10 protein-coding genes are annotated in these 12,415 nt (G+C 46.2%); 2 read left to right on the forward strand and 8 right to left on the reverse strand.

The genetic code is table 11. From position 1 onward, the window contains the following. Positions 1-252: 252 nt before the first annotated feature. The 5 genes from NCCP2222_RS12360 to NCCP2222_RS12380 form a co-directional block, all read right to left on the reverse strand. Positions 253-1,158, reverse strand: coding sequence for a M23 family metallopeptidase (locus tag NCCP2222_RS12360; protein ID WP_248512661.1), 906 nt, complete (start codon positions 1,156-1,158; stop codon positions 253-255). Positions 1,159-1,221: 63 nt separating this feature from the next. Then, on the reverse strand, positions 1,222-1,692 hold the full coding sequence (locus tag NCCP2222_RS12365; RefSeq protein WP_248512662.1) for a DinB family protein: 471 nt from the start codon (positions 1,690-1,692) through the stop codon (positions 1,222-1,224). Beyond that, positions 1,689-2,249: a GNAT family N-acetyltransferase gene (locus NCCP2222_RS12370; protein WP_248512663.1), complete on the reverse strand. Its 561-nt coding sequence runs from the start codon at positions 2,247-2,249 to the stop codon at positions 1,689-1,691. Before NCCP2222_RS12370 ends, NCCP2222_RS12365 begins: the two co-directional genes overlap by 4 nt. Positions 2,250-2,372: 123 nt before the next feature. Further along, positions 2,373-3,227, reverse strand: coding sequence for a pentapeptide repeat-containing protein (locus NCCP2222_RS12375; protein ID WP_248512664.1), 855 nt, complete (start codon positions 3,225-3,227; stop codon positions 2,373-2,375). A gap of 76 nt (positions 3,228-3,303) precedes the next feature. Further along, positions 3,304-4,719 (reverse strand): DHA2 family efflux MFS transporter permease subunit, encoded by a 1,416-nt coding sequence (locus NCCP2222_RS12380; RefSeq protein ID WP_375709188.1) that lies wholly within the window; start codon positions 4,717-4,719, stop codon positions 3,304-3,306. Positions 4,720-4,994: 275 nt separating this feature from the next. Between NCCP2222_RS12380 and NCCP2222_RS12385 the strand changes: the two genes are divergently transcribed. Then, on the forward strand, positions 4,995-6,596 hold the full coding sequence (locus NCCP2222_RS12385; RefSeq protein WP_248512665.1) for a catalase: 1,602 nt from the start codon (positions 4,995-4,997) through the stop codon (positions 6,594-6,596). A gap of 125 nt (positions 6,597-6,721) precedes the next feature. Here the strand turns inward: NCCP2222_RS12385 and NCCP2222_RS12390 are convergent, their stop codons facing one another. From NCCP2222_RS12390 to NCCP2222_RS12400, 3 genes are all read right to left on the reverse strand, one after another. Continuing rightward, a complete protein-coding gene (locus NCCP2222_RS12390) occupies positions 6,722-7,282 on the reverse strand; it encodes a YdhK family protein (protein WP_248512666.1) in 561 nt (186 codons plus the stop codon). A 128-nt stretch (positions 7,283-7,410) separates the two neighbouring features. Then, complete coding sequence (locus tag NCCP2222_RS12395) at positions 7,411-9,876, reverse strand: FtsX-like permease family protein (protein WP_248512667.1); 2,466 nt, start codon at positions 9,874-9,876, stop codon at positions 7,411-7,413. Next, positions 9,860-10,624: an ABC transporter ATP-binding protein gene (locus tag NCCP2222_RS12400; protein ID WP_248512668.1), complete on the reverse strand. Its 765-nt coding sequence runs from the start codon at positions 10,622-10,624 to the stop codon at positions 9,860-9,862. The genes NCCP2222_RS12395 and NCCP2222_RS12400 overlap by 17 nt, the downstream gene beginning before the upstream one ends. A gap of 238 nt (positions 10,625-10,862) precedes the next feature. Between NCCP2222_RS12400 and NCCP2222_RS12405 the strand changes: the two genes are divergently transcribed. Then, positions 10,863-12,359, forward strand: coding sequence for an FAD-dependent oxidoreductase (locus NCCP2222_RS12405; RefSeq protein WP_248512669.1), 1,497 nt, complete (start codon positions 10,863-10,865; stop codon positions 12,357-12,359). Positions 12,360-12,415 lie beyond the last annotated feature (56 nt).

The following is a 12,415-nucleotide window of genomic DNA, read 5'->3' on the forward strand; positions in this document are numbered from 1 at the left end:
TGTATAGTGGCGGGAGATGGATTTGAAGAGATGATGAATAAGCGTGGGGGTGAAAACGAGGTGAACTTTGGTAGATATCGATGAATGCCAATATATCTTGGCGAACGCCAGATTATCGAGATGAACGCCAATAAACGATTTTGAACGCCAATAACTCCAGCTGAACGCCAATTAATCGATACGAACGCCAATAACTCCCGCTGAACGCCAGTAAAGGAAACTCCTGTCGTCAGAAGTTTCCCAAAGGCGAGGTCAGTTCCCCGGTTTGATTACATGATTCCTCACTAAAAAACGTCCGTCAAATCGAATGGGCACCCCTTCTCCATCCAGCTCGGCATGAATATGCAAATGCGGTTCCGACGTATTGCCGGAGTTGCCGACCTTTCCGAGATATTGCCCTGTCTTCACGATATCTCCTTCTGCCACTGCGACGCTGCCTTGCTGCATATGGGCCAGGAGCACAGTAGCTGGGTGTTGATCGCAAATTAATAACACATGATTTCCTTCTGGATGATCCGAGTTCATCTCGGGTGGTGTCATATCCACCAGATCATTTTCGGACTTTACCACAGTCCCATCACAGGGGCTTACCAAGCTATCTCCATAGATTGCATATTGATCAAGCTCTGCAGGTAATAAGCCTTTCGCACGTGTTCCTAGACCATTTAGCGCCAAAATATCCAGCGCATACTTTTGAGGCGGATAATCGTGATGGTAATTCATCATGACATGGTTCCCTCCGTGCCCTACATAATAAGTGCCATCTTGAATGGGAAACACCAAGTCGATTCCTTCATCTTTTGTTGTGTAGCTCGTTATCGTCATGACATTGTAATAACCAAATACGAGCATTAGGAATCCATAGATTGCGAGCGAAAACTTCTGTGAACCCGTATACGCCACCTTAATAGGCAGTGCACGTATTTTTCTCCACGACATAATCAAGGCGACTGCCAGCAGGACAATCCAAACATAGCGAACCCATATTCCAATCCAGCTCCAGTTAGCAGTCTGAAAAAGCCAGGCAATCAACAAGATTGTTGACCCCGCATCCATCCCCCACTCCAGCTTGCTTTTGAAAGCCGCCCTCCATAAAACAAAAATGAACACCCCTGGCAAGATGATCATCATGAAGATCGGCAAAGCCGTAAACAACATCCCATCCATTCCTTTCCTTGTTTATAAGACTTTCCGTACCTCGAACAGACGCCATCGTAGCAATCAGACAAGCCCTCTCCCAATAACATTCGCAGAAATCGGTTTCTTCCCCACTTCCCGGGACCATACCGACAGTTGCCCCATATGATGGATTTCATGGGCGATGAGATGTCTCATGATCTCCCCCCATGTATCCTGGCTCACCCTTCCATCCGGCAATGCTTCTACCAAGACGTTGTGCTCCATTTGTTTTTCCCAAGCTTCTACGAATGTTGCGACTTCCGAATGATAATGCGCATCCAATTCACGAATTAATTGGAGACTAGAAAAGTCTTCGAAGTTCTCCGCAGGATCAGGTCTCCCTTGCATTCTACGTATCCAACTCCATTCCACATCAATAATATGGAATAAAGTCTGCAAGATGCCTCCGGCGCCCCCTGTCCTTTGCTGAAGAAGTTCCTCTTCCTTCAATTCCTCACACCACCGATACCATTCCTGTCGCACTTGCCAATTGTATTCAAAAAAGGGTTTCAAACAGCGCTCTCCTTGGATGAAGGGTATTCTGAATCTAATAGTGAAAACACACGGGCATCATGAGAGTGTCCATTTTGGAATAGATAACCGCGCAGAATCCCTTCTTCTTGAAATCCATGTTTTTTCAAAAGACCAATCGAAGCGACATTGTCCAGGAAAGTCACTGCCCCCATCCGATGTAAGTTCAGTTCTTCAAAGGCATAACGTAAAACAGCTTGTAGCGCCTCAGAAGTGATGCCAGTTTGCCAAAACTCCGGATGGATCTCAAATCCGATTTCTGCCCGTCTCATTCCTTTCGATAATTGATTTAACCCGATAGTGCCAACGAAGCGGTTCTCTTTTCGGACTACGATTCCCCATCGGAGTCCTCGCTTCCCCCGTTGCATATCCTCAAACTGGCTGACTAATCTCTCGGCTTGCGCAAGATCGGTCATCACTTCCATCCCATAGTAAGCCACAACTTTGGGATTCGAAAAATTAGCAAATAGTGCTTCCGCATGTTTCATTTCAATTTGAACAAGATCTAGACGATCTGTTGCCATAGACGGAAATTCCATTACGATTGCCCCCTTTATTTGATTTCTAAATAATCCTACTAAGATATCTACGGTCCGATCGATTATATGTTTCAAAATAACGCAAAACAAAAACCAACCTCTTGATTGAGATTGGTTTTGTCTTTACTTCCAGTGATACGGACGGGTCAAGTGATGAGGGAGTCGAGTGTTTACATCACCAGAAGCGGCGTTTACTTGTGCTTGCGTCAGGAAGAGACTGCCGCGGAGGTCAGCTCCGCTAAGATTGGCGGCTCGCAGATCAGCACCGATCATATCAGCCTCGCGCAAATCGGCTTGTCGCAAGTCAGCGCCGAGAAGAAGGGCCCCTCGAAAGTTCATTCCACGTAAATCAGTATTACGGAAATTGACGCCGATCAAGTCAGCACCGGCACCCGGCTTTTTCTTTGGCTCACGCCTTGGATCTCTTTTTGCAGCTACAATTGAACGGATCCGTTCACTAGACTGCAATAGAAACTCATTCACTTTTGCCCGATGGAACGGCACGTCCAACCGCATGATTTGGTCGACGGGCAGTGTGGTAAGCTGTTCCGTTTCTTGATAAACGGCCTGCAGATCAGCATGAAGATCACGCAGGACATCCCTTGACAGCACATCTGCCAAATAATAAAGCATTTCATGGAGCTGCTGTACAATCGGAAAAACAGCATACATCGATGAAGCGGTTTCCGGTGCTGCTCTCCAATCGTTTCCGTTAAAAATAGTTTGAGATACTTTTTGTCCAGCCCCAAAGCACTCGTAGGATACACATCCATTACATCCTTTTTCACGAAGTTCTGTATGAATGCTGCACCGGAAATTAGGTTGAAGGTTCCGGCATGGCGTTCCCCCATCTTTATGAAAAGCGAAATCAGCAGATGCTGCGAAGGGCAAGGCCACGCAGCATAAAGCGAAGCAATTGGCGCAGTCGGACCGCAATTCTTTCGTACGATGTTCCGATATGATTTCTTGCTGAGACATAACTTTACACTTCCTTCAGTCAGGTACTCTCTATATTACACTAGAAAGCTAAAAAGGTTGTACTAGTTATTGGTTCTCAAGATGCAGGACGCTTCATGAACAAGGACAAAATTACATTCATGACTGCAAACAGCAAACCAACTATAAACACCACAGAAGCTGCAGAGGCAGCGGCTGACGAAACATCTGGCACAGTTTCAAGCAGCTGGTTCTGCCGGGCGGTGAACAAGGAAATCATAATGCCGATGCCGAGCGCACCCGCTACCTGTTGTGATGTTTGCGAAATCGCAATACCGTCTGGGTACAATTTGCGCGGCAAGGCATTGAGTGTATTCGTCTGCACAGAGGGAATCACCATGCCGATTCCCACCATCATGATGATATGGGCTAAGATGACAGGCCAAAGTGCAGTATTCGAGCCAAGCGACATGTAAAGAATATAGGCAATAACAACGAGTATCGTTCCCGGTGTGATGAGAGCTCTCGGCCCATATTTATCAAATAACCGACCGACAATTGGCGCGAGGATACAATTGAGCAAACTCCCCGGCAATAGGACCAGACCTGATACGAACGCTGAAATCAGCAAAGCCATCTGCATATACATCGGCAAAACGACAAGCAATGACAGCATATTGAAAAATGTAATGACATTCATGACGAGGCCTAATGTGAATAGAGGATGCTTGAACGCTCGCAAATTCAACATAGGTTCCTGCATCTTCAATTGCCGGATCGAAAATAGAATGAGAGAAAACAACCCGATTCCAATAGAGCCGAGAACTATTATATGGGTCCATCCTAAGCTTCCGCCGGTACTGACACCATAGACAACACCGCCAAAACCGAGTGTTGATAAGATCACTGATAGGTAATCAATTGAAACTTTTCGTATTTCATTAACATTTGGAATGAATACGATCCCCAAGACGAGGGAGAGAAGTAAAAACGGTAAAGTCAGCCAAAAAATCCAATGCCACGAGATAGCATCGAGTATCATCCCTGCCAAAGTCGGACCAAAGGCAGGGCCTGCTAAAATAACCAAGCCCATCATCCCCATGGCACCGCCCCGTTTGTCAGGTGGATAAATAGTAAAAATAACATTTTGCGTTAGCGGCAGCATGATCGCAAGCCCGACAGCCTGGATAATTCGTGCTGCAAGCAAAACTCCAAATGCCGGAGCGAGAGCCGCCACCATCGTTCCGGTAATAGAAAATAATATGGAGGCCAAAAACATTTGGCGCGTGGTGAACTTCTGCATTAAGATTCCTGACACGGGCACTAAGATGCCAAGTGTTAGAAAGTAACCTGTCGCAAGCCATTGGATGGTTGTGGCATCGACATTGAAAATTCCTTTTAATTCATTTAAGGCGATATTTAACGCTGTTTCACTGAAGAGCCCGACGAATCCTGCTATCAGCAGGGCAGCCATAATAGGACCTGTTTTATATTGTTTATTCACAACCCACTTCTCCTTTAACTCATCGGTCATTGCGTCCTTTTTTCGCAACGACTTATTGTCCAAATCCCGGAGCACACCTCCATGATACTAGCCGGTTCGTTTTGAACTATAACAAAAACGGATTCCTCCGTGTAAGTGTTTTTTTACATTATACAAGAACGGGGTTCACAATTCCGACACATTTATCCTACCCGTAAGCATCTTGTCACACGTCAGATAGAAAGGTTAATACACCCATGAACTGGGAAGAGTAAATATATAATCCCCTGCCCTCAAGGGGAAATTCATGGTAGGAGGTACTCTAGATGAAGGATGAAAGACGCGAGGCTACACAACATTCGGCAAATGAAGAGGATTTGACGCTGACAAACCGGCAAGGACATCCCGTGACTAACAATCAAAACTTGCGGACAATTGGGAACCGCGGGCCTGCAACACTTGAGAACTACCATTTCATTGAAAAGCTGAGCCACTTTGACCGGGAACGTATTCCTGAACGGGTCGTGCACGCAAGAGGTGCAGGCGCACACGGTTATTTTGAAGCGTATGGATCGGCCGGTGATGAACCAATATCCAAGTATACAAGAGCGAAGCTGTTTCAAGAAAAAGGGAAACAAACGCCTGTGTTCGTCCGTTTTTCTTCAGTAATCCATGGCGGCCATTCGCCCGAGACACTTCGGGATCCACGCGGCTTTGCGGTTAAGTTCTATACGGAAGATGGCAACTGGGATCTCGTTGGGAATAACCTGAAGATCTTTTTTATCCGTGATGCCATTAAATTCCCGGATATGATTCATGCGTTCAAGCCCGATCCGGTTACGAATATCCAAGACAGTGAGCGCTTTTTTGACTTCTGCGCCAATTCACCCGAATCCTTTCATATGGTCACGTTCATTTATTCTCCTTGGGGCATTCCAGCCAATTACCGGCAGATGCAAGGCTCGGGAGTTAACACATATAAGTGGGTCAACAGTGAAGGAGAAGCAGTCCTCGTAAAATATCACTGGGAGCCAAAACAAGGCATTAAAAATCTAACGCAACAAGAAGCCGAGGAAATCCAAGCGAAAAATTTTAATCACGCGACCCAAGATTTATATGAAGCCATTGAACGCGGCGATTATCCAGAATGGGAATTATTCGTCCAAATCATGAGTGATGAAGAGCATCCGGAACTCGACTTCGATCCGCTTGATGATACCAAGCTATGGCCAAACGACCAATTCCCTTGGATTCCGATCGGCCGGATGGTATTAAATAAAAACCCGGAAGACTATTTCACTGAAGTCGAACAAGTAGCCTTTGGGACAGGTGTGCTAGTTGACGGCCTGGACTTTTCCGACGACAAGATGCTGCAAGGCAGGACATTCTCCTACTCCGATACCCAGCGTTACCGGGTAGGACCAAACTATCTCCAATTGCCGATCAATGCGCCGAAAACACGTGTTGCCACAAACCAAAGAGGCGGCCAAATGCAATACAAAGTGGACTTGGCACCAGGACAGAATCCACATGTCAATTACGAGCCTTCCATTCTAGGCGGATTACAGGAAGCGAAACCGGCAGGTAAAGAATATACCCCTCACTATGATGCGAATCTGGTCCGGGAATCAATCGACCGTAATGACAACACGAAACAAGCCGGCGAAACATACCGTGCTTTTGAGAAATGGGAAAAGGATGAATTGATTCAAAACCTAGTTAACGATCTATCGAAATGCGATCCGCGGCTTCAAGATAAAATGATCGCCTTAGCAGAGGATGCCGACGAGGAATATGGACGCCGTTTGCGCGAGGGGCTCACTAATGCCAGCAAGGCTGGTTCCAGCATGCGTCCTCTTGGAAATGAAGGCGGCGAAAAAGGACCAAAAATGGCAGAGGAAAAAGGCAGAGAGACCGATTCATACTGATTTTACGGTAATGAAAAGGGTTGGAAATCGATTGATTTCCAACCCTTTTATATGCTGTCTGATTTCCTAGCCAGCGCAAGTTAACTTAAACGCATGCACTTAGCCGGTCACCCCAACAAAGTGTCTCACTTTGCCGTGAGCTCTTCTTCCGTCACCCATTTATGGTTCTTCACAGGTTCTCCTCCGGTCGTCGGGGTATAATCGATCATATACACAGTTGTCTTTTCGGAAGAATCGACGACACCTTCTGCTCCTTTCATACCTTTCATATGATCCGCTTCAATTGTTATTTTGGTGCCGTCGGCCAAGGGTTCTTTCCCCGCGTCTTTGATTTCCTCTTGGATGACCCATTTATGGTGCGGGACTTCCGCGCCGCCTCCTGCTGGCGTATATGTCACCTCATAGGCAGTCGTTTCATAAGCACCAGCAATTTTGGCTACGGCGCCTTTCATTCCTTCCATGTGGTCAGCTTGAACGATGGCTTCGCTGCCGACAGGATATGTAGGATTTGCAGCAACTTCGAGTGTATCCGGCACATCACCTGAACCTGTGTGTTCCATCTCGTGGTGGGAAGATTCCTGGTTCGTTTCAACTTTTGTGTTGTCGTCGTTATTGGCTTTTTCTTTATTGCCACAGCCGCCTAGCACCAACATGGCAGCCGACATAAAAAAGATTAATTTTTTCATAAACTTCGTCTCCTTTACATATGATTTTTTCCTACCTTCATCGTTTCCCGCTCCTTCCTCTTTTATAACGTAAACTTTCGAATAAAAAGCTGCCCCGAAGATTTTCCCCTTCTTGGCAGCTCTCATTATCATTTATTATCTTGCAACACTTCCACACTAATTTTTCTGGCGCCAAGCTTATGGCCGATAGGTACAAAAAGCGCTATGCTGATGGTAAGCATGGCCGCTGCGACGGCCCATAACAGTGATGCGTTGACGTGCAGTTCACCAGAATCGATAAGCAGTATGATCCACGCCAATAAAAACCCGCAGACCGTGCCAAAGCAAAGCCCGATGATGACATATAGAGAAACCTGTGTCAAAATGACTTTTCCAATGCCTCGCGGACGCACACCTATTGTCCTTAAAACCGCAAACTCTTTCCGTTTCGCATAAACCGTATTGATCAGTGTATTGCACACGCCCGTCATGACGGATAACACAAGCGCAACGAGCACCATCAGGAAAATCGACCAGCGCTGCAGGAACATGGTATTAGCCTCATCAACGGACTTTTGATGCCCAAACAACTGAAGTTCCGGGTATTGCTGTTTCAACGGTTCCAATGCCTTCATTGTTTCTTCCTCACTTGTAGCATCCAAGTAGAGGGCATGAAACGTCGTGTATTCATTCAGGAAAGTGGCCGCTTTCCAATCCATCATGGCATCTACATCAGGCATGGTGGGAGAAATGGCACCGATGACCATCTGGTCTATCCACTCTACTTGCAACGATGCGTTGGAAAAAACACCAATCTGATATGTGTCACCTACCTGAAGCTCATGCTTCTTAGCAAACTCTTTGGATATTACTATTTCCTTTGTCGGATCTTTCACCTGTTCCTCCAACAGACCCTTAGTAGACAAATCTGTCATGGCGTAGCTGAACTCATGCTGTCCTCCTGCCAATTGAATTTCACCTGGAGCCGCATTACTGACTGTATATACAGCATTCCCCGGAAATTGTTCCTCCACTTTCTTTTGCAGTTCCAATGTCGGAATCGCTGAATCCCATAATCTGCTTTTCAAAACAATCGAAGTTGGAAATTGTTTGTCGATATAAGTTAATCCATTCTGTTGAATGGTGTTCAATAAAACCGAGCCGAAAACTGTAATCGTCATAACGAGGCTGATGGATAAGATGACAAGTGTATTTTTTCGTATTTGCGGCAACATGGTTTGAATCGCAATTGCCGCCTCTTTCCCAAACACGTTTTGCACAGCTGGCAGCATCGCTCGCAATATGGGAGCCATGAACAGTGGCAGCAGCAAAAATAACGCAATGATACATGATAGCCCGCCCCCTAAGAATGCTAGCGCTTTGCCTCCCCCTCCGTCCGGGCTGCCATAGCCAATTAGAATCGCGAGTAAGGAGACCCCCGCTAACAGCAAGCCCCAATTCCGGCGGCGTGAGGAATGGGTAAAATCAATTTTTTCATTTTCCTCGAATAATTGAATCGGCAGTGCTTTAGATGCCTTATAGGCTGGTATGGCTAGAAAAACTTGAATGACAATTGCACATAAGACTGCCACTGTAGCCGCGACGGTCCAGCCAAATGTCGCTGCCTCTGTTTCTATTGAAAATAACCGCCCGAAGATTGGTTGGATCAATCGATTGCCGCCAGCCGCCAAAAGGAGCCCTACTACTGTACCAGTTACATTTATTAACGTACTTTGAATGAAAACAATATTGGCAATCTGTTTTGTCCTTGCTCCCATTGCACGCATGATGGCAAACTGATTCCGATTTTTATATAGCAGCAAGTCGAAATTGGATATGACCATCATGGACGTCACCAGCAATATTAAAACCGCCATGACGCCAATGAATATCGTCAGAGATTCCATATTCTGTTTAACGAAGTCTTCTTGCTCCATGACATCGATTCGCAGCCTGTCATCAAACTTTTGTAGATCGACAGCCATCGCCACGACATCCGTCCCGCGTATCGCTTTAATCATCAAGGCAGTTGTCGTCAGCTCATACTCGTTGCTCGGAAACGATTGGGCTGTCTCTAATGAAAAGATGAGCATATCCGGAACAATGCCCGCTCCTTCAATATTGCCTATTATTTCTACTAGCTTGAATCGGCCATTTTCAATTTCCACTTCATCCCCCACAGCGAGCTCCAAGGAGCGGGCCAGCTGCGCCGACATGGCGACGGATGTTTCGTCCAAATCAACTGTTGTATTGTACCGGCTTCTCACAAGATCATCGTTTCCCATGCCCACGGAATATACACTCCCGCCTAAAGGCTCGACAAATGCTCTTGTCACAAACACTTTCGAAATTTCTTCCGTGCCTGGATGCGCAGCCGCAAAGTCGAATAATGCCTGTTCATCATAAGCCGGCCCTTCGCTGTCATAGACGATCGCCAAATCTTGTTCCCCAAACAACGCCTTCATTTCATCCTGCAACGATTGCTTCGCATTGGACGAAAAGACAGACAAGGTGACAATTAAAGACACAGCGATGGCGATGCTGACAACCGAAGTGAAGACAATAAACGGATTCGCACGAAAAAATCGGAAAGCGAGTTCATTTAACGACTTCATGTGTACGTCCCTCCAAAATCACTTGGAAGATTCGCATGATTTCTTCCATATCACCAGTTCCTTTGCACGTATACGTATTCACCATTTCCCCATCATGGAAAAACAGTACACGATCCGCATATGTCGCTACGTTCGGATCATGTGTCACGACGAGCATACTTTGGTTCAGCTTTGCCTTCAACTCTGTCAGCACCCGTAAAATATCATTGGATGTATTGGTATCCAAATTGCCCGTTAATTCATCCGCTAGTACGATCGGCGGTTCTGTAATTAAAGCTCGGCCAATTGCCACGCGTTGCTGCTGGCCACCCGAAAGCTGGACCGGACGGTGATGCCGCCACTCCCGAAGCCCCATCAGCTCCACCATGGCATCAGTCTTTTGCCGAATTTGCTCCTTCGTCTCATTTTTTATCAAAAGGGGTAGCCCAATATTCTCTTCTACCGTTAAATCTTTGAGCAAATGAAAGGATTGAAAGATGAAACCAATATGGTCCCTGCGAAAATCCGTCGCGTACGGTTCCCGAAACATTTGGTTTGATGTTTGACCGTTCATTACAATCTTGCCTGAGGTCGGTTCATCCAATGCGCCGAGTATATTAAGCAGCGTGCTCTTTCCCGAACCACTCGTACCCATGACGGCAATCAGCTCGCCTTTCTTTAATGTGAATGAAATGCTTTTCAGCGCTTGTACAGAGCCTCCTGCAGCTTCATAGGTTTTAGACAGTTTCTCTACTGACAAGACATCCATATGAATCCTCCCGCTTTCTTTAGCTGATATTCCAAGCATACGGTGGAAGTACAGGGGCATCCATCGAAGTAGCGAACAAAAGACAGGCCGCAACTTACATTTTTGTCATTTGTCTTAACTAATCCACTTCCTTAAATTCAATCTTTCCCTCCTCTCTTTTCTATTCTTTAATTACGTGTTTAGTTTCATAGGAGAAAGGTAGAAAAGGAGTAAGGACATCGTAAGGAGGAATCTCATTTTGGAAAAATTGCAGGGAGAAAACCGATCCTTTTGGAAAATGACAGAACATGGGGTCAGTTATCCCAAACTGGCTCAGGACATTGAAGTGGACACAGCGGTAATCGGTGGTGGCATTTCAGGCATTTTGACTGCTTACTTTTTAGCAAAACGCGGAAAGTCTGTAGCATTGCTAGAGGCCCGTGAACTCGTAGGCGGTACAACAGGCGGCACGACAGCCAAATTATCCTCTCAGCATGAGCTGATATATGACAAAATGATAGAATTGGGCGGAGTTGAGCTGGCAAAACAATATTATGAAGCTAATCAAACAGGGCTTCGACTAATTGAAGAATTGATAACGGAGCATGCCATTCATTGCGGCTTTGAGGAAATGGACTCTTACGTGTTCTCTCAACACGGAACGAATACACAGAACTTAGAGAAGGAAGCCGCCGCATATGAAATGATTGGAATTGAAGGCGGCATGACCGATTCTGTTCCGCTGGACTTCAATGTCGCTTCTGCTCTTGTCATGAAAGACCAGGCGCAAATTCATCCGGTCAAGTTCTTGCATGGTGTTTTGCGGGAAATTGATCAAATGGGCGGGCGTATTTATCAGCATACCAAGTATATGGGAACAGAGAGGAATGGCGAACAGCTCACTTTGCAGACAGATACGCAATTTACTGTGTCATGCAGGCAAGTCGTCCTTGCTACGCTGTTCCCTGCGGAAGATCCGCATTCCTTTTATTCTAATACAATGAAGCCTGTCACTTCCCACTTAACGGCATTTGCGAGTCCTCAAACGTTTGTAAAAGGCGTTTATATTAGTGATGACGCACCGAAACGTACTTTCCGCGGCGCACAGGACGGAGACAGGCATGTGCTGATTGTCGGGGGTGAGACGCATCCGACTGGAGATGCGAAGTCGACAATTGAACGGTATGAAGCAATTCGCCAATTTGCAAAAGAAGAGTTCGGATTGACCGATATGATTGGCTATTGGTCTGAGCACGAACTGACCACTCCCGATATGAGACCATACATCGGTCCCATCGAGGAAGGGGACGATCAGATGTATGTCATGACCGGCTATAATAAATGGGGAATGACTGCTGCCGCGGCAGGCGCTCAATTGATCGCCGACTTGATTACAGGGAAGCCAAATCGTTTCGAAGAGTTGTTCAACCCGCAACGAAGCCTTCCTGAAAAAAATAAGGAGGATTCCGGACAATCTAATGATGCCTTTAAAAGTCTTCTTCAAAGAGCGGAACGCTTAGAAAAAGGACAAGCTGATCAGTTTAAGCAAAACGGAAAGCCGATTGGCATTTATAAAGACCTCAATTCGAACGTCCACTATTTAGATTTACACTGCACCCATCTCGGCTGCGGAGTTCGCTGGAATGATGGCGATCAAACATGGGATTGTCCATGCCATGGCTCCATCTTTGATGGAACAGGAGAGGTGCTTGCAGGGCCAGCTAAACAGCCATTAAAAAAAGTAAATCCCTATTAAAACTACTGGCAAGCGCCAAGCGGGTGTACTACTCGCTTGGCGCTTGTCTTTCGCGC

Origin of the sequence: Sporosarcina sp. NCCP-2222 (assembly GCF_023168145.1) — a bacterium.
Classification (GTDB): Bacteria; Bacillota; Bacilli; order Bacillales_A; family Planococcaceae; genus Sporosarcina.